This is a genomic window from Gramella jeungdoensis (assembly GCF_023805255.1).
GTDB classification, from domain to species: Bacteria; Bacteroidota; Bacteroidia; order Flavobacteriales; family Flavobacteriaceae; genus Christiangramia; species Christiangramia jeungdoensis.
The window spans coordinates 127876-145717 of sequence record NZ_JAMSCK010000004.1; the positions used below are offsets into that span (position 1 = coordinate 127876).

Sequence of the window (17842 nt, forward strand, 5' to 3'; positions counted from 1 at the left end):
TTAAGAAAGCCCTATAAATTAATGTGAAAAGAGTAAATTGGTCATCACACATCCAATTTATCCATGAGTCATTATATTTCAGCAAGTCTGGGCGGAGAAGATATAGAATTCACCAGCGGGTTAAACTGGCGAAGCATTTCAGCTTTAAGCGAATCTGGCTGGGGAATCTACGAGAATTATGAAACCTATTCCGGCAATAAACATTTAGACGGTGAAAGAGAGAAAGACGAACCATGGCCTTCCGGTTTCAATATGGGAGTTTCCGGATCTGGCAATGAATCCAGGGTAGATTTGGAAATGGCCACCAAAGCCTATAAAAATGCTTTATTGTGGGCAAGGGCGTTTAAGGAATCACACCCTGAACTATATAAGTGTGAATATGATAAGGCCGTGGAGATATTCAGAGATATTAATGAGGGTTTTGAGGTTTACATGAATGGTATCAGCTTAAGAGAGGAGGAGATCGTTAAAAATTTGGATGATCTCATAAAATGTCAGAAGCTTTTAACCGAAGATGAAACTCAAAGGGCTTTCCAGCAATTCTGGAGGGTTATGCAATTCAGTTATAAGATATATAAGCACACTTCCAAAGGAAAGGAAGCGCAAGTCTATTTTTCCTGACCTGGAAATAATAGGTTATTTAGGAAGGAGTATCCAGAGTATAAGCATTCCTATTCCAAAAACATACTTTCGGTTCAATTATAAACAGAGTATACCCGTAATTTCTAAACTGTGATAATTATTAATATTGAGGCCAATTCATGATACATCCGTTATACTCCATTAAAACGTTTCAGCTGATAATTTAACCTGGGAAATTAACATGAAACGTTAATGCTGTTTAAAACAGCATTGAAGGACAATAGTTTATGGTTTCTTGTTTTGTTAAATGAATATTAAAAATATTTATATTTTAGAGGAACCAACCAACCAGAAAATCTACATGATAAGGGCCTTGAGTTTTGCCATTTTTGTTCTTTCCCCGCTTTTAATCTTTTCGCAGGAGTGGGAGTCTTCCGTTCAATATATTAACAGTAATCTCCAGGGAATTAATTCTATTCGCCAGATAATTGAAGTAGAAGATTGGGAAGAATACCAGGATTCTCTTAGAATCATTAATGATTCAAAATTTGAAAACCTGGTTATGGAAGTCTATACCACACAAATTGAATTTGATTCTGAGGTGGAATACGTTACGGCCATACAAATCCCGCTTAGTGAGCTTATATCGGTTTCTAAAAATGATTATGAGGTAAAACTTGGTTTTTCAAAAGATTGTAGCCAAGAAGAAGAAAGCGCTAACGAATATTTCATTTTAGAAATTCCTGATGAAAAGCAAAAATATATTATGCATGCAGCTTTCAACCATTTACGGTTTGTAAATAAGGAATTTCATGAACGAAAGCATCGCGCCGAAATCTGCACATTCGGAAAAAAACCCTGAAATGAAACCCGGGAAAAAAGAGAGAAGATTCTGGAAAACGAAATTCACCTTTAAGAATATTACAAGCATCCCTTCAGAAATGGACCACCTTAATTTAAGAGATGAAAATTTCACAAATGAAGAACTTTGCTATATCACTTCACGGATTAGGAGAATTGACAGGCTCGATCTGGACAATAATCCAATTGATGACGAAGGATTAGTCTGCCTGGAAAACCTTGAATATATCAGGGAACTAAGACTTAAATCAATGAATATTACCGATGCATCGGTTGAGAGTCTTTGCGAAATGCAGGATCTCGAGCTTTTGCATTTGGGGAGTACTAAGGTATCCTGTGAGGGAGTAAGAAAATTATCTCCTCTTAAAAATTTAAAAACCTTGATCGTAAGTCCGCCTGAAATAGGGGAGTCAAGTTTAAATTACTTCCTTGAAGAAGTACCCGGATGTGAATTAATAATCAACTATAAGCCATATAGAAACTAAAATACAGACTAATCTTTACTAATTAATTTTTTTACAAAATGAATTCTTTCAAAATCTGCTTCAAATGCTTAGCTTTTTTAATGTTTTTAATTTTTTCCAGTGCGTCTACAAATTCTCAGGAGTCTATTTTCGATGTAAAAGTGCAAACTCTTGGTGGAATAGAAGTGAAAGTAGAGGATATCATCAAAACTAGTGAGGAGCCAGTAATTTTATTCACCTATTTTAATAATTGTGAAGTGTGTATTGGTTCATTGGATAGAATTCACAAAGAATTAAAAAATGACGGGATTTATGGGTCAGACAAGAAGAACTTCAGAGTTATGGCTGTTAATGTCTCTGAACCCAGTAATGGAGTACTGGGTATTAAAGAGTTTGCTCTGAAGAAACAATGGACTTTTGATATTTATATGGACCCCGATGAGAACATCCGAAAATTTTTACAAAAGGATGAGATAAGAGCACCCTATGGTTATGTCTTTTTAGGAAATAAGGTTATTCATTATAAACTTGGCTGGGTAGATGAAAATCCGGCTAAGACCGCAAAAAACTTAATCAATGCTGCCAGGAGCATTGGAAGTCCAATGGTCTATTATGATGCCGACTGGAATTATACAGATGCACAGGATTATGTTTATTTCCGTACGGTAGATCACTGGGATGATCTTTATATAGTTCAGGATAGATGGAAGTCTGGAAAACTACAAATGAGAGGTCAGTATAAAGATAAAGAGCTTACGCTACGGGAAGGTCATTTTATCTGGTTTAGTATTTATGGCAGGCCAATAATAGAAAGGGATTTTAAGGACAATATTCAGTTAAGGGAAAAATTATATTATCCAAATGGTCAACTTTTAAGTGATATTGAGTATAAGGATGGTAAGGTTTATAATATCCATGCAAGTTTTAGCCCAGAGGGTGAACCCTTTGACAAGGGAACTATAAAGGACGGTACGGGCTCTGTTATTTTATATAATGACTGGGGAAATAAAGTTCGTAAGTATTATTTGAACAATGGTATTTATGAGGGCGAATGGATTGAATATAAAAGTGACGGGAGCGTATCAAAGAAATACAAATATCAAAATTCAGAATGGGTTGAAATTTAAAACCTGAACCCATACGGAACATTTGCAATTGTTATGATCAAATTATTAAGCCGAAAGGAATGCCTTGAAAGAAACCTTAGCCTGGCAGCTTCTATTCAGGAAACTCAGTTTTTAGTTTATGCTCCAGATAAGAACGACCTGTTATTCAATCCAGGGGAAAATTATCTGGAAGAGGAACAAAAGTGGGTGGAATTAACAGAAGAGGAGTGCCAAAGGAGGAACAGGCCTATAATTGAAGAGTTTGAAAAGATACGGGATAAGATTCCAGATGCTCCGGAATTAGGAGCATTTAAGTCACAGGCCATCCTAAGCACAGCCACCAAAGATTTTAATGAACATAGAGTACTATTTAGCCATGGCCTTAATTATTTAAATGAAAAGTTGGATTGGCGTGGGATGTTATTCATTCTCGACTATCCTTTTCCCTGGTTATCCAGTCTGAATGAAGTAAGGGATAAGCAGGTGTTAAACTGGCTAAGGAAAAAGGGAGTTCATGATGATTTCAAAGGAGGGATATATGCTGATGGTGAGGATCTGAAAACCTGGGTCAGCCTTTTATTTAAGCTGAAGAAGGATAATGTGGGTTTTCCCGATTGCTCATTCGCCGGTGTAAATTCAGCAGCTATAGGTTTTATTTGTAAACATGGAAATATTCACTACGTCTTTTATAAAGATGATGAAAAGACAGAATTTGATAAAGCACTGGAAAAGTTGAACCTGATTGATATTCCTTTTGGAGCTTGTTAGTCTGTTTTTTCAAATAACGAAAGTGAATTAAAAACAAAAAAGCCCCGCGATTGCGAGGCTTTTTGTGATCTCGACAGGATTCGAACCTGTGACCGTCTGCTTAGAAGGCAGATGCTCTATCCAGCTGAGCTACGAGACCTTTTTGCGGTTGCAAATATAAGCCTCTTTATAAATAAAACAATGTTTTTTTATTTAAAAAATCTGTGCCTGTCTAAAAAAGAAAAACTTCCCGAAGGAAGTTTTTGATTATCAGTAAATAGTATTTTTTAGTTTATTCAGTTTTCTCTTAATAATTGCGTTTCCAGGTTGTGGCTTAGAATCACTAACTGGTTGAAAAGACTGGGTGAATCATCCTTTTTTTCAAACACCTGTATATAGATCATATTGAACCGTCTTATAAGTTCCAGGGTTTTCAGGGAAAGATGGAAAAAATTACCAGTTTCATGTATTTCCTGGATCATTTCCTTTACGGAATCAATTTGTTTATATTCTTCCTCGGTATTTAAAATATAATCCTGTTGCTTTTGCATAAACATTTGTTTTACATTTAGCAAGCAGGTAATTCTAATAGATTTGGCAATTCAAATATATAAGTAAATGTGCTTTAATAGTGGGATTCCTGTATAAAATCTTTTAATTGCAGGAATTTATCGGTGAAGGACATTAAAGAGGGTTCATAAAATTATCTTAATTTAGCCGGAAATTTTGAGCTCGCAATTTATGCCTGAATTTCTGTTAAAAATCTCTCCGGTTTACGAAAATGGAGAGCATTCATGCTTCTCTATGAAAATTGCCATTAAAACCGGTGATACTATCCATGATCTTGAATACGGAATTGCCGCTAAAGCATGACAAACGATTTTACCATTATTGTTCCCGTCTATAACGAACAGGACTGCCTGCCGCAACTTTTTGTTCAGTTGAAAGAGTATATTCAAAAAGCTTCCTTAAAAACCAAGGTGCTTCTGGTAGATGATGGTTCTACCGATGCCAGCCCTACAATGATAAAGGAATTCTGTTCCAAAAATGAAGGATTTGGATACCTTCTTTTCGAAAAGAACTTTGGAAAAGGAGCTGCTTTAAAAGCTGCTTTTGACCATACCGATACGGCTTTTCTGGGATATCTGGATGCCGATTTACAGACCTATCCGGAAGATTTTGAGAAGTTGCTTCCGTTTCTGGGTGAGTACGACCTGGTAACCGGATGGCGAAAGGAAAGAAAAGATACACTTGTAAAACGTATCTCTTCAAAAGTTGGTAACGGGGTAAGAAATTTGTTCACCAAAGACTTTATGCATGATACCGGATGTCCGTTAAAAGTAATGAAGACTGAATATGCCGTAAATATGCCAATGTTCAAAGGCTTACAGCGATTTCTTCCTGCAATGGTATTGCTTCAAAATGGTAAGATAAACGAAGTTGAAATTCCCCATTATCCAAGGTTAGCCGGAAAGTCAAAATACAATTTCAGAAACCGGTTTATGGGACCCTTGTTGGATTGCTTTGCATACGTGTGGATGAAAAAATCTTATATCAACTACAAAGTAGCAGAGAAAAATGAGTAACTGGTTGATCTACGCTCTTGGATTTACAGCTCAGCTTCTATTTTCAGGGCGTATGATTCTACAGTGGTTAGTGTCAGAAAAAAGCAAAAAGATTATCACCCCTGTAATTTTCTGGCAGTTAAGCTTGCTTGCATCCTTCCTGTTGTTTGTGTATGGTTATCTAAGGGATGATTTTGCCATAATGTTCGGGCAGGCACTAACTTATTTCATTTACATAAGAAATCTTCAGTTACAGGGGGAGTGGATAAGGTTTCCAAAGATTTTGAGATTCTTTTTATGGATTTTCCCTCTTCTCATTGTAATATATGGATTCAACAATAATGAGTACAATGCGGCCAGGTTATTTAGAAATGAGGATATTCCATTTTGGTTGATCATTTTAGGCTCGATTGCGCAGTTAATTTTTAACTTAAGGTTCGTTTATCAATGGATCTATTCGGAAAGAAGAAAAATATCGTCACTGCCAATGGGATTCTGGCTTTTAAGCCTGTTGGGTTCCGGTTTAATCCTGATCTATGCGACTTTTAGGAGAGACCCGGTTCTGCTTGTAGGTCATACTATAGGTTTAATAATGTATATGAGAAATATTTATATTCATAAGAATGAAATTAAAGGATAACTATCTTCTTTTATTAATTCTGGTGTGTATAGCGATCTTCTTCGTTAACCTTGACGCCATATATGTGAATATCATGGAAGCCCGTAATTTTGCCGAGGCGAGGGAAATGATCAATCTCAACCATTGGATCTTCACGACACTAAACGATGAACCCCGGTATGAAAAGCCACCTTTGCCTACATGGCTTACTGCTATTTCTATGTTGCTTTTTGGAATGAAGAGCCTTTTTGCTCTCAGGTTACCTGCGGCAATAATGGGAACCTTAACTGTGATCTTTACTTATAAACTTGGACTCAAGTTCACAGCGCACAGGAAATTTGCCTTTATTTCGGGCCTAATAGCCACTACTTCTTTTTATATTCTTTATTCCGGTAGGGATGGCCAGTGGGACATTCACACCCACGCCTGGATGATCATGGCCATTTATGGATTATATAAGGTTTTCACCGAAGAATCTGATAGATATAAAAATGCGATAATCTCGGGCATCCTTATAGGATTTTCCTTTCTAAGCAAGGGACCTGTTTCTATGTATGCGTTGCTTCTGCCATTTTTGATCGCCTACGGAGTGGTATATCGGTATCGGGGTTTTAGCAGGTATTGGAAACCACTTATTCTCATGTTGATTATTGCCTTTATCGTCTCAGCTTCCTGGAGCCTGTATGTATATTTTTTCGATACTCACGCGGTGTCTGAAATAACCGAAAAAGAAACAGGACGCTGGCTGGATTATAATGTAAGGCCTTTCTATTATTACTGGAGTTTTGTTATACAGAGCGGTATATGGACCATCCCTGCGTTTGTAGGCTTACTGTATCCTTATTTAAAGAATCGCGTATTTAATAAACCCGGGTATAAGTTCACCCTGTGGTGGACTTTAGCTTCTGTAATTCTTCTTTCAATAATTCCTGAAAAGAAATCAAGATACCTGTTGCCGGTCCTTATTCCGATGGCGCTGAATACTGGTTTCTATATTGAGTATCTATTCCGCAGATTCGATATGCTACCGGGAAAAGAGAAATGGGTGGTCTATTTCAATTTTATTCTTATAGCGATAATAGGGCTTATTTTTCCTATCGCCGGGATCATCTATTTCCAGGATGAGTTATTAAATATCTGGCCCTGGTTTCTGGTTACTTCTGTTTGTCTTTTCAGTATAGGAGTGCTAATCCTATATTATCTGAAGATAAACCGATTTAAACCTGTTTTTTACCTTACAGTCTGGTTTATTATTAGTATAATATTCTTTGGTTTGCCGATGGCCAGGAAAATTGAATCTAATCCGGATTATACAAGTATTCGAAAGGTGGATTCCTATATTGAAAAAGATCCCATGCCATTATACGAGTTTAAAGGCTTTACGCCTGAAATCATCTGGGAATACGGGAAACCTATCAAAGTGCTCTGGAATGGAGAAGAATTTGAAATGCCGGCCAGCCGCAGATTTCTACTTCTGGCTACAGAAGGGCAGGAAAAGGAAATGCGGGAAGTATTTTCAGGATCCCAGATAGAGAAAATTGATGAAATAGACATGAATCCGGTGGGAAATACCCATAAGGAAAGATTATTTAGAGATTTATATTTAATTACCAAGAAAACCGAAAATGATTAATTACCCGATAAAATTCAGACCTATCCTGCAGGATAAGATATGGGGAGGGAAAAAACTGAAAGATATACTGAATAAAGATACCAACCGGGAGCAGGTGGGTGAGAGCTGGGAGATCTCTGGAGTAGAAGGTAATATATCGGTAGTGCAGAACGGAGACGAAGCTGGTAAAAATCTGAAGGCCCTGATATCAGAATACAGGGAAAAACTGGTAGGAGAGAAGATCTATAAGGAATTTGGAGATGATTTTCCTTTGCTAATAAAATTCATTGATGCCAAGACCGATCTTTCGGTACAGTTACACCCCAATGATGAGCTGGCAAAGCAAAGACATAATTCTTTTGGAAAGACTGAAATGTGGTATATCATCCAGGCAGATAAAGGCTCAAAACTTAATATCGGTTTTAAAAAGGATCTGGATAAAAGAGAATACCTGGAATATCTCGAAAATGGAAAGATCACAGATCTGCTTAATTTTGAGGAAGTAAAGAAAGGCGATTCGGTATTTATAAATACCGGTAAGGTACATGCCATAGGAGGAGGTGTCCTTCTTGCCGAGATCCAGCAGACTTCTGATATCACTTATAGAATTTACGACTGGGATAGAGTGGATGCCGAAGGTAATTCAAGGGATCTTCATACTGCCTTAGCCCTGGACGCGATAGATTTTGAAAAGAAAGATGATTACTGGCTCAATTATGATAAAGAGGAAAACACATCATCTGAGATCGCTTCCTGTGAATATTTCACCACTAATTTCCTTCCTTTAAAAGGTGAATTGGAAAAGGATTATTCTTCCCTTGAATCTTTTGTGATCTATATGTGTGTGGAGGGAAAATCCAGAATAAGTATCGATAATAATTCCGAAGAGCTAAGAAAGGGCCAAAGCCTGCTTATTCCGGCTTCGGCCGATAAAGTGAAGCTGGCATCCAAAGATGCCGAGCTCCTTGAAATTTATATCAAATAGTGTTTTCTATTTTTTCAGGATCTTATCGATTTTTTGAAGTTCTTCTTTGCTGAATTCAATATTCTGAATAGCGGCAATATTATCTTCGAGTTGAGAAACTTTACTTACCCCCACCAGGACAGAGGTGACACGATGGTCTTTTAGAAGCCATGCGACCGCCATTTGTGCGAGACTCTGACCTCTTGATTCAGCTATTTTATTAAGTTCCTGTACCTGAGCGACTACTTCATCCGTGATCTGTGATCTGTCAAGATAGCTACCTTCAGTTGCCGCCCTGGAATCTTCAGGGATTCCGTGTAAGTATTTTGAAGTTAGGATCCCCTGTTCCAAAGGAGAAAACACGATGCTCCCAATTCCAATTCTTTCAAGTGTATCCAAAAGTCCATCTTCAACCCAGCGATCCATCATGTTATATCTTGGCTGATGGATTAGAAATGGGGTTCTCTGTTCTTTCAGTATTTTAGCAGCCTTAGCCGTGTCTTCAGCATTGTATTGTGAAATTCCAACATACAAGGCTTTTCCATCTCTTACGATCTGATCAAGCGCGCCCATGGTTTCCTCAAGCGGCGTTTCCGGATCTGGCCTATGATGATAGAAAATATCTACATAATCCAGCCCCATTCTTTTTAATGACTGGTCCAGGCTTGCGATAAGATATTTACGGGAACCAAAATTACCATAAGGCCCCGGCCACATATCCCATCCCGCTTTTGTAGAAATGATGAGCTCATCCCTGTATGCCTGGAAATCTTCCTTAAAGATCTTTCCAAAATTCTTTTCCGCCGAACCGTAAGGAGGACCATAGTTATTGGCCAGATCAAAATGAGTTATACCATTATTGAATGCAGTCCTCAGTATATTTCTGGCATTCCCAAAATCATCATTGTCGCCGAAATTATGCCATAAACCAAGTGAGATTAAAGGTAATTTGATACCACTCTTGCCACATCGGCGGTATTGCATTTTCTCATATCTTTTCTCATCAGGTTGGTATGTACTCATAATCTTATTTTTTTTTGAGGTTCCAATTTACTAAAAAGCAAATCAAACCTGAAGCCTCCAGGAAGAGGGATTCATGCCTTTGAGTATAATTCAGATAATTGATTTACTGGAAAGATGTTTCAACCTAGGTGAAGTATGGACCTGAAATTGGGTACAACCTGCAGCATACGTCCCAAAAAAACCAAGGATTCCGGTAAAAATAATTCCCGTCAATTGAGCAAAAAGGAGCCGAGAATTTATTTAAAATTCCTAAAGAATATTGCTTTTAGAGAAATAATCTGAAGAAACTATGTGAAATCAATTTTGGCTAAAGGTTAGATACGCTGAATTTCCATTAGGGCTATTCTCCAGGCTCAGTTTAATTTCATCATTAGTGGCTGATATAACATCATAATTGTTTGTTAGCTCACCAAGTTTATCCGAGGAACCGAAAAAGATATTAAAATCAACATCATAGTAAGAATCGAATTCGCTTCCAGAATCATTACTAATCCTCCAGGTGCCGTTTATATTATCAGAAGGCGAAGTCACCGACAGGTTATTGTCATCTTCAAACACGAAAATATAATCGGAATAATTAGCCGTATTGTCATTACCGTTGCTGCTGTAATTTGAAATTCGCCATTCACCCTGCATTACAATCTGGTTAAGCTGAGCTGCTTCGGCAGCCGAAAGTGCAATATCATCTTTATCGTTATCACAGGCCAGAATAAGACTGAGGCTGAACAGTATCAATACGTTTTTTAAACTTCTCATGGGGTAGGGTTCTTTTGGTTTATTTTTTCAACGTAAATTTAAGAAGCCTATTGCTTTTATTTAAGTAAATTTTAAGGATTAACAGGTAGGTTATAGTTTATAAATTTCAGCAATACTAACTGTATTCTTCTTTTAACCTTGATCATCAGAAAAAGTATGGAGCTAAAAACTACAAAGACTCCACATAGCTGCAGTATAGATAAAGTAGTCGAACATCTTTCTGCCAATAAGAATACCGGTCTGTCCAGTGAAGAAGCTGCCAGGCGCCTGAGAAGTTTTGGGCCTAACTTGCTGGAAAAGAAAAAGAAGAAAAGTGTTCTGATTGTTTTTATAGAACAATTTTTAGATCCTATCATTTATATTCTGAGCATAGCAATGCTTTTGGCCTTCGCTTTTGGGGATTGGCTGGAAGGTTTTGCAGTACTGTTTGTAATTGTGATGACCACTCTTATCGGTTTTTTTATGGAGCTACAGGCCATAAGGTCGGTGGAAGCTCTTCAAAAACTGGCTCCAACCATGAGCAGGGTGGTAAGAGATTCGAAAGTAAAGAATATTGAATCAAGCCTGTTGGTTCCAGGTGATGTGATAGTTCTGGGGATGGGAGATGTGGTGCCAGCCGATGCGAGGCTTATTGAAACGAACGCACTAGCCCTGAAGGAGGCCTCCCTTACCGGTGAAAGCCACCAGGTAGAGAAGCTTACCGGGAGTTTAGATAAGAATACTCCGATATCAGACCAGAAGAATATGGTTTTTAGCAGTACCATTGTTAGTAGGGGTAATGCCAGGGCTGTAGTTACTTCTACAGGAAATCATACAAAAATTGGAGAGATAAGCAGCCTTACCAGAAAAGCTGAAAAATTAAGAACTCCTTTGGAGAAAAAACTCAGTCGACTTAGTAGAAAACTAATATGGCTAACCCTGATTCTTGCAGCTTTTACAACCTTGAGCGGCTATCTTCAGGGAAAGGATCTCATGCTAATGATTAAAACCGGAATAGCCCTGGCTGTAGCTGCAATTCCGGAGGGTTTACCAATAGTTGCTACTATTTCCCTGGCCAGAGGTATGTTAAGGCTATCCAGGGAAAACGTGATCATAAAGAAGCTGGAATCTGTTGAAACCCTTGGTGAAATAGGTATAATATGCACCGATAAGACCGGAACCCTAACCGAGAATAAGATGGTGGTTCGCAGTATAATTGTTCAGAATGAAAAACTGGAAGAAATCAAACTTAACAAACATGGCTTTTCAGTTTCAAATGAACTACAAAGGAGAATCTTTGAGGTTTCCACCTTGTGCAATAACGCTGGAATAGGTGAGAAAAACTCTGAAGATCCCCTGGAAACAGGTTTACTGGACTTTGTAAAGGAATTTGACGGTGATCCACAGAGTATACGGAAGGCTTTGCCCAGGACAAAAGAATTTCCCTTCGACACCGATAAAAAACGAATGCTCACCATCAATGAGGAAGAAGATCATTTCCTGGTTTGTGTAAAAGGAGCTATGGAAACGGTTCTGGAAGATTGCTCTTACCTTCAAAACGGAGAAGTAATTTCCCCAATGGATACTAAACCGGATTGGCTGGAAAAAGGTGAAAATATGGCTTCTAATGGATTGCGTGTCCTGGCCCTTGCATATAAGCACATAAATGATTCATCTACAGAGCCTATGAAAGATCTTATTCTTTTAGGTCTGGTTGGCTTTGAAGATCCTCCCAGAAAAGATGTTCAGCAGGCTATTGAGACCTACAGGAGTGCCGGTGTGAAAGTTGTTATGGTCACAGGAGATCATCCACAAACGGCTCTTAAAATAGGCGAGGAGATAAGCCTGACCACTAAAGGGAGAGATTCAGAACCCGTGATCTACGGCCCAGATATTGGCGATTTAAAAAATATTTCTGGTGTAGAAAAAAAGAAAGTATTAGATGCCAGCATATTTGCACGGATGGTGCCGGAACAAAAACTTGATCTGGTAAGTTTTTATCAGAATAACAATCTGGTGGTGGGAATGCTGGGAGACGGAGTAAATGATACCCCCGCTTTAAAAAAAGCTGATATAGGCATTGCCATGGGTATTAGGGGAACCGAGGCAGCAAAGGAAGTTGCGGATGTGATTCTGATGGATGATAAATTTACCTCCACAGAATTAGCCATCAGGCAGGGAAGGAATATTTTTGGGAATATCCGGCATTTTGTGGTCTTCCTGCTGTCCTGTAACCTGGCTGAAATTATAGCAGTAGCCATCGCTTCAATGTCAAATCTTCCACTTCCCCTTATGCCTTTGCAAATCCTGTTTCTCAATTTGGTTACCGATGTGTTTCCGGCTCTGGCACTGGGAATGGGTAGAGGTAATAAAAGTGTTATGGATCAACCACCGCGACCATCAGATGAACCTATAATTACGAAGAAAATATGGTACGCAATGATTGCTTACAGCCTTTGTATAACCCTTGCAGTTATAGGGATAACCTGGTATGGCTATTCCTTTAATGGATATAGTCCAGTAATAGTAAACAATATGGCTTTTTATACACTTATCCTGGGGCAATTACTAAATGTTTTTAATCTGACCTCAAGAAAGTCTTCTTTTATTTTTAATGAGGTAACAAGTAACAAGTGGGTATGGGGTGCTATTATAATTTCCTTATTGATTGTGGTCCTGGCTTATTGGATTCCATTTCTAAATACTATTTTATCATTGGTGCCATTAAAGCTTGAACAGCTTATTATGGTCATATTTTTTGGAGTAATTTCAGTAGGATTGACACAGTTTCTAAAAAGAAACGGACTTATTGTTTAGAGCTTATCTTTCTCTATTTATTATATCTCCTTTGATTTTTTATACATTAATTAAGAATTTTAATCAGGATTTTTATTTTATAATCAAGATTCTATTCTTTGTGGTTTATACTATATTACCTCCCAGGTTACCTGACATTCAGCATTTTCAAAAGTCTCCCTTAACCTATAATATATACTAGTCTCGTAACTAACCGGGAAATTCAGTTCGAGACAGATTCTGTTTATAAGAAAATTTTTATTAATATGAATTAACCAAAGGATCTTCAGCTTTTTACCAGTTATTTAAAGGCAGGTAAAAACGGCCTTATTATGAGAGAGAAAACAGAAATCTGCCAGTTTCACTTCAGCATTACTTACTGACTTATAAGCTCGAGCAAGTGGGGAACTGGAAAATATATTATTACTGCTTATTCACCTATATCCTCATTCCAGAGCTCCGGATTATCCTTAATAAAACTTTCCATCATGCTAATACATTCCCTGTCGTTTAATACAACTACTTCCACATCATTTTTTCTTAATAGATCTTCCCATCCTAAAAAGTTAGAATTCTCTCCAATGATAACCTTTTTAATTCCATAAAGTAGAATCGTTCCCGTACACATAGGGCAGGGAGATAATGTGGTATACAAAACAGAATCTTTATAAACCGAAGCAGGCTGTCTTCCGGCATCTTCAAAAGCGTCCATTTCACCATGAAGAATAACGCTTCTCTTTTGAACTCTCCTGTTGTGGCCTTTTCCCAGGATCTCACCATTATGTACTATAACACTGCCAATTGGGATTCCACCTTCAGAAAGCCCTTTTCGAGCCTCGTCAATGGCTATTTTAAAATACTTATCCATAAAACTAATTCATTAAAATGTACAGCCATTTCGGCTTTAAGTAAAATTAAGGGATTAAGCCGTTAAAAAATTTATACCAAAGAGTGATTTCAAAATAAAAGCTTATATTTATTCCTATTATTTTCGATTTTTGATCGAAAAGACCTTATCCCCACAAACATTACCTTTTTAAAATACCCCCTGGAGTTATTAATATTAATTGCTGAATTATGGAGTCTCAGGCAAAACGGGAAGACTTTATTAGAGCTATAATATTTGCAATTAGCATCATATTGATATTCATTATATCAATTCTGAAATAGTTCTAAAAAGTAGAAGCGGTATTATCTCCGGAAGTATCCGGAAATAAAAATACCGGGCCATATAAGGTCCCGGCATTTTCGATTTAGCATATTATTTAAGGTCGATGGTTTTCTTTCCATGTCCACCTGAATTATTATTACGCAGACTTGCCACAGATATTGCCGGATATTTAGCTTTGATAAACATATATACCCCATAGCCTACAAGACCAATGGCAACTATTCCAAGGGCAAAAGACCCAAATTCATTCTGAATAAAACTGAAGGCATCAGTTTGTGTTCCTATGTCATTTCCAGATGATAAACCTGATCTTAAAGTTAAAAACGCCATAAGAGCTATAACTACACCCCGGGCCGTATGACCAAATTTACCAGCATTAATCAGTAATTTCTGTTCTTTATGATCCATTCCTGTCTCCTCAACTTCTTCCCGGAATTTTCCTGAGTAAGCACGATAAAGGTCATAAACTGCCTTTATCGCCATTCCGATTCCTATAATAATCGCGATGGTATCTCCATTAGAGCCAGACATGAGCGAACCCGTCATGGATTTACTGTCGCCAGATCCACCGCCGCCAAAAGCCAGTTTAAATGAATAGAAAGCCAGCCCACCATAGAGTAGGCCGCTTATGAAAAAAGCCACCCTTTTTCCATATCCTTTGGGATTGTCCTCAAATCCATTAGGGTTGGCGAATGACTGGTAGAATCGCCAGAAAACATAGCCTAAAAGTCCAACAGCCAAAACGATGAGCAAAAACTGGCCATAAGACTGCTCAGCCAGATACTTAAGCGCTCCTTTTCCTCCGGTTTGTTCACCTCCCTGTCCAAAAGCGGCAAGTGCCGTTAATATTCCTATTATACAATAAACTGCTCCTTTGGCAGCCATGCCAAATCTTGCGAAATTTTTCTTTTTACTGCTCATTTGTAATGGTTTGGTTGGTTATTTTTTTTGATTTCATTAAAATAAGTTGAAATAATTTAGGAAAGGATACAATTAAAAAAACTTTAAGTTTTCCTGATTTTTACATTGTATTCTAAAAGGGGTAAAACAATTAGGTTAATAGTAGGGTTTGGCATTAAAAAACCATATATTGAGCCTGTTATATTATTCCGCTATACTGAGATATTTAGAACCGTTTCTTTTCTGCAAGAGTTCTGAAACCTTTGAATTTTCCTTTTTTACGGATAGATGCTTTTATTACTAAAATTTTTCTAGAATAAAAAGCCTGCATCAGCTTTTGAATCAAATAATTATACCATTAAATATCCAAATTTTTCAGTGAGAAGTACTGACTTCTCAAAGGCCTTAAAAAGCAGAGTTAATAATTACTTTAAATCCAACAACATCAGCCGCCATGCAAATACAAGCATGGTATTGAAAACGATAAGCATGCTCGCGCTGTTTTTTGTTCCTCTCATTATTATAAACACCGGGATTGTTAGCAGTCCGTGGTTACTTTTCCTTTTGTATATTACAAGTGGTCTTGGAATGTCGGGGATAGGAATGGGAATTATGCATGATGCCATACATGGTTCTTATTCAAAGAACAAAAAGCTTAATAAGGTCCTTGGTTTAACTTTTAATCTTATTGGAGCAAATGCGACAGTATGGAAGATTCAGCATAATGTTCTGCACCATACCTATCCAAACATAGATGGGGCCGACGATGATATTAATCAACCTTTCTTTCTCAGATTTTCGCCCAATACCAAAAGATTAAGGTTACACAGGTTTCAATATTTGTATGTATGGTTCTTTTATTCACTCTCTACTATTTCCTGGATCACTGCCAAGGATTTTGTGAAGATCACCCGGTTTAAGAATATGGGGTTCCTCAACAAAAAGAATGAATTTAAAAAGGAGCTGGGTAAGGTGATAGGCTGGAAGCTCCTATATTTTTCCTATGCTTTGATCCTGCCTCTTATTATGGTACCACAGGCCGCCTGGATAGTTGTTCTTGCTTTCATAAGTATGCATCTGGTAACCGGTTTGTTAATAAGTACAGTTTTTCAGGTGGCACACATTATACCTGATACAGATTTTCCTATGCCAGATAATAAGAATAAAATAAGTGGTGACTGGCATGCGCATCAGTTAGTCACTACCAGTAATTTCTCTCCACGAAGTAAGGTCTTTTCATGGCTTATAGGTGGATTGAACTATCAGGTGGAACACCATTTGTTTCCAAATATCTGTCATGTGCATTACAGGGATATTTCAAAAATAGTAGAAGATACCGCGAGGGAATTCGGGATTCCATATCATAGTAAGAAAACTTTTATAGGAGCTATTGCAGATCACACTAAAATGCTTAGGTTCCTGGGAAGAAAGAATATGCTTGGCGCCTAAATCAATGTCATATTCTGGAATGTGAGATGCATTTTAATTATCATCTCACTAACTTAATTTAAGTTGTGAGATGATTAATATGAATTGTTATTCATATGGTCGTACATTCCTTATTCTCATTAGCTTGATTTCCCAGCATTTTTTTTAGACATCCTTCTCCGATGCGAAAATAAGGTGCTTTTAATAGAAACAAACCACTCTTTTTTAATAAACCTTCTAGCTTAAATTCGTACTTTTAATAGTAGAGAAATTAATTATTTACAAAACAGATTTATTATGAAAACTACAAATAAATCGGTAATCTACTACTTCTCTTTAATCATGTTCTTTATTGGTGCAGTCTTCTCAACAAATCAAATTTTAGGGCAGGAAAGACAACCTATAATTGACATGCATATGCATACCGGACTACCTCACGATATTCCTGCCGGAACGCCGGCAATTTGTCGGCCCGATCCATGTGAAGGCCAGGGCGGATCCACTGCAAATTCTTCTGAGAATCTTCAAAAAACTCTGGAACAGATGTCCAGGTATAATATTGTAAAAGGTTTTCTTAGCGGCATTGATTTATCCACGGTTAAGGAATGGAAAAAAGCTGATCCGGAACGTTTTATCGGATCTCCTTTTATTATGGAGCCGAATAGTTCCAACCTTGAAGCTCTCAGGCAGGAGTATTCTACAGGGCACTTAACCGGGATGGGTGAAATTGGAGCTCAATTAAACGGGATACCTCCAAATGATCCTGCACTGGAACCTTATTTTAAACTGGCTGAAGAGCTTGACCTTCCGGTACTCATCCATACATTGGGAATCGGGCCTTATATGCCTAATTTCCGCTCAGCCTCTGGAAGTCCACTCTTGCTGGAAGAGGTGCTTATTCGTCATCCAAAGCTTCGGATCTTTGTAGAAAATGCCGGATACCCATACCGGGATGAAATGATCGCCATGATGTATCAGTATCCACAGCTCTATGCTGATGTATCAACGATAACCTGGGTGATTCCGCGTACAGCCTTTTATGACTATTTAGAGGCATTTGTACGTGCAGGACTTGGAAAACGTATCATGTTCGGTTCAGACCAGATGGTTTGGCCTATGAAGATCGGGGCCGCTGTAGAAGCCATTGAAGAAGCTCCTTTTTTGAGCCAGGAGCAAAAAAGGGATATATTTTATAACAATGCGGCCCGCTTCTTAAAACTTGATAAAAAGGTAATAGCAGAACATTCCAGCCATAATTAACAGAGCAAT

Annotated in this window: 18 protein-coding genes and 1 tRNA gene; 13 read left to right on the forward strand and 6 right to left on the reverse strand. The window is 37.8% G+C overall.

Translation table 11 applies throughout. The features are described from left to right. Positions 1-63: 63 nt before the first annotated feature. From NE848_RS11485 to NE848_RS11505, 5 genes are all read left to right on the forward strand, one after another. A complete protein-coding gene (locus tag NE848_RS11485; protein WP_252113684.1) occupies positions 64-621 on the forward strand; it encodes a hypothetical protein in 558 nt (185 codons plus the stop codon). Between the two features lie 268 nt (positions 622-889). Then, positions 890-1444 (forward strand): hypothetical protein, encoded by a 555-nt coding sequence (locus NE848_RS11490; protein ID WP_252113686.1) that lies wholly within the window; start codon positions 890-892, stop codon positions 1442-1444. A 1-nt stretch (position 1445) separates the two neighbouring features. Next, on the forward strand, positions 1446-1928 hold the full coding sequence (locus tag NE848_RS11495) for a leucine-rich repeat domain-containing protein (protein WP_252113688.1): 483 nt from the start codon (positions 1446-1448) through the stop codon (positions 1926-1928). Between the two features lie 80 nt (positions 1929-2008). Beyond that, positions 2009-3034, forward strand: a complete 1026-nt coding sequence (locus tag NE848_RS11500) for a redoxin domain-containing protein (protein ID WP_252113690.1) — start codon at positions 2009-2011, stop codon at positions 3032-3034. Between the two features lie 33 nt (positions 3035-3067). After that, positions 3068-3781 (forward strand): hypothetical protein, encoded by a 714-nt coding sequence (locus tag NE848_RS11505; protein WP_252113692.1) that lies wholly within the window; start codon positions 3068-3070, stop codon positions 3779-3781. Positions 3782-3846: 65 nt separating this feature from the next. On the opposite strand, the gene NE848_RS11510 is transcribed toward NE848_RS11505, so the two are convergent. Further along, a tRNA-Arg gene (locus NE848_RS11510) sits at positions 3847-3920 on the reverse strand. Positions 3921-4056: 136 nt separating this feature from the next. Then, on the reverse strand, positions 4057-4311 hold the full coding sequence (locus NE848_RS11515; protein ID WP_252113694.1) for a hypothetical protein: 255 nt from the start codon (positions 4309-4311) through the stop codon (positions 4057-4059). A gap of 190 nt (positions 4312-4501) precedes the next feature. On the opposite strand from NE848_RS11515, the gene NE848_RS17300 reads away from it, so the two are divergent. The 5 genes from NE848_RS17300 to NE848_RS11535 are packed head-to-tail and all read left to right on the forward strand — an operon-like array spanning position 4502 to position 8541. After that, positions 4502-4633 carry a hypothetical protein gene (locus NE848_RS17300; RefSeq protein WP_279344049.1) on the forward strand — a complete coding sequence of 44 codons (132 nt, stop codon included), beginning with the start codon at positions 4502-4504 and terminating at the stop codon, positions 4631-4633. Further along, the gene (locus tag NE848_RS11520; protein ID WP_252113696.1) at positions 4630-5346 is read left to right on the forward strand and encodes a glycosyltransferase; all 717 of its coding nucleotides are present in this window, start codon (positions 4630-4632) and stop codon (positions 5344-5346) included. The genes NE848_RS17300 and NE848_RS11520 overlap by 4 nt, the downstream gene beginning before the upstream one ends. Beyond that, entirely contained in the window at positions 5339-5965 is a 627-nt protein-coding gene (locus NE848_RS11525) for a lipid-A-disaccharide synthase N-terminal domain-containing protein (RefSeq protein ID WP_252113698.1), read from the forward strand. The genes NE848_RS11520 and NE848_RS11525 overlap by 8 nt, the downstream gene beginning before the upstream one ends. After that, the gene (locus tag NE848_RS11530; protein ID WP_252113700.1) at positions 5949-7577 is read left to right on the forward strand and encodes an ArnT family glycosyltransferase; all 1629 of its coding nucleotides are present in this window, start codon (positions 5949-5951) and stop codon (positions 7575-7577) included. Before NE848_RS11525 ends, NE848_RS11530 begins: the two co-directional genes overlap by 17 nt. Then, entirely contained in the window at positions 7570-8541 is a 972-nt protein-coding gene (locus tag NE848_RS11535) for a type I phosphomannose isomerase catalytic subunit (RefSeq protein ID WP_252113702.1), read from the forward strand. The genes NE848_RS11530 and NE848_RS11535 overlap by 8 nt, the downstream gene beginning before the upstream one ends. A gap of 6 nt (positions 8542-8547) precedes the next feature. Here NE848_RS11535 and mgrA read toward each other — a convergent pair whose 3' ends face one another. Beyond that, entirely contained in the window at positions 8548-9543 is a 996-nt protein-coding gene (mgrA, locus tag NE848_RS11540; RefSeq protein WP_252113704.1) for an L-glyceraldehyde 3-phosphate reductase, read from the reverse strand. Positions 9544-9840: 297 nt separating this feature from the next. Continuing rightward, entirely contained in the window at positions 9841-10299 is a 459-nt protein-coding gene (locus tag NE848_RS11545; RefSeq protein WP_252113706.1) for a hypothetical protein, read from the reverse strand. A 156-nt stretch (positions 10300-10455) separates the two neighbouring features. Here NE848_RS11545 and NE848_RS11550 point away from each other — a divergent pair, with 156 nt between their 5' ends. Next, entirely contained in the window at positions 10456-13095 is a 2640-nt protein-coding gene (locus NE848_RS11550; protein WP_252113708.1) for a cation-translocating P-type ATPase, read from the forward strand. Positions 13096-13504: 409 nt separating this feature from the next. On the opposite strand, the gene NE848_RS11555 is transcribed toward NE848_RS11550, so the two are convergent. Beyond that, positions 13505-13942: a nucleoside deaminase gene (locus tag NE848_RS11555; RefSeq protein WP_252113710.1), complete on the reverse strand. Its 438-nt coding sequence runs from the start codon at positions 13940-13942 to the stop codon at positions 13505-13507. A 393-nt stretch (positions 13943-14335) separates the two neighbouring features. Further along, positions 14336-15166 carry a DUF1206 domain-containing protein gene (locus NE848_RS11560; protein WP_252113712.1) on the reverse strand — a complete coding sequence of 277 codons (831 nt, stop codon included), beginning with the start codon at positions 15164-15166 and terminating at the stop codon, positions 14336-14338. A gap of 468 nt (positions 15167-15634) precedes the next feature. Here NE848_RS11560 and NE848_RS11565 point away from each other — a divergent pair, with 468 nt between their 5' ends. Beyond that, on the forward strand, positions 15635-16594 hold the full coding sequence (locus NE848_RS11565) for a fatty acid desaturase family protein (RefSeq protein ID WP_252113714.1): 960 nt from the start codon (positions 15635-15637) through the stop codon (positions 16592-16594). Positions 16595-16870: 276 nt separating this feature from the next. Then, on the forward strand, positions 16871-17833 hold the full coding sequence (locus NE848_RS11570; protein WP_252113716.1) for an amidohydrolase family protein: 963 nt from the start codon (positions 16871-16873) through the stop codon (positions 17831-17833). The last annotated feature ends 9 nt before the right edge of the window (positions 17834-17842 follow it).

Bases quoted from the DNA above. Each gene is read 5' to 3' on its own strand.
- NE848_RS11525 (WP_252113698.1), top strand. From the start codon at position 5,339: ATGAGTAACTGGTTGATCTACGCTCTTGGATTTACAGCTCAGCTTCTA.
- NE848_RS11515 (WP_252113694.1), bottom strand. From the start codon at position 4,311: ATGCAAAAGCAACAGGATTATATTTTAAATACCGAGGAAGAATATAAA.
- NE848_RS11520 (WP_252113696.1), top strand. From the start codon at position 4,630: ATGACAAACGATTTTACCATTATTGTTCCCGTCTATAACGAACAGGAC.
- NE848_RS11485 (WP_252113684.1), top strand. From the start codon at position 64: ATGAGTCATTATATTTCAGCAAGTCTGGGCGGAGAAGATATAGAATTC.
- NE848_RS11550 (WP_252113708.1), top strand. From the start codon at position 10,456: ATGGAGCTAAAAACTACAAAGACTCCACATAGCTGCAGTATAGATAAA.
- NE848_RS11490 (WP_252113686.1), top strand. From the start codon at position 890: ATGAATATTAAAAATATTTATATTTTAGAGGAACCAACCAACCAGAAA.
- NE848_RS11570 (WP_252113716.1), top strand. From the start codon at position 16,871: ATGAAAACTACAAATAAATCGGTAATCTACTACTTCTCTTTAATCATG.
- NE848_RS11530 (WP_252113700.1), top strand. From the start codon at position 5,949: ATGAAATTAAAGGATAACTATCTTCTTTTATTAATTCTGGTGTGTATA.
- NE848_RS11505 (WP_252113692.1), top strand. From the start codon at position 3,068: ATGATCAAATTATTAAGCCGAAAGGAATGCCTTGAAAGAAACCTTAGC.
- NE848_RS11495 (WP_252113688.1), top strand. From the start codon at position 1,446: ATGAAACCCGGGAAAAAAGAGAGAAGATTCTGGAAAACGAAATTCACC.
- NE848_RS11555 (WP_252113710.1), bottom strand. From the start codon at position 13,942: ATGGATAAGTATTTTAAAATAGCCATTGACGAGGCTCGAAAAGGGCTT.
- NE848_RS11545 (WP_252113706.1), bottom strand. From the start codon at position 10,299: ATGAGAAGTTTAAAAAACGTATTGATACTGTTCAGCCTCAGTCTTATT.
- mgrA (WP_252113704.1), bottom strand. From the start codon at position 9,543: ATGAGTACATACCAACCTGATGAGAAAAGATATGAGAAAATGCAATAC.
- NE848_RS17300 (WP_279344049.1), top strand. From the start codon at position 4,502: ATGCCTGAATTTCTGTTAAAAATCTCTCCGGTTTACGAAAATGGAGAG.
- NE848_RS11535 (WP_252113702.1), top strand. From the start codon at position 7,570: ATGATTAATTACCCGATAAAATTCAGACCTATCCTGCAGGATAAGATA.
- NE848_RS11560 (WP_252113712.1), bottom strand. From the start codon at position 15,166: ATGAGCAGTAAAAAGAAAAATTTCGCAAGATTTGGCATGGCTGCCAAA.
- NE848_RS11500 (WP_252113690.1), top strand. From the start codon at position 2,009: ATGTTTTTAATTTTTTCCAGTGCGTCTACAAATTCTCAGGAGTCTATT.
- NE848_RS11565 (WP_252113714.1), top strand. From the start codon at position 15,635: ATGCTCGCGCTGTTTTTTGTTCCTCTCATTATTATAAACACCGGGATT.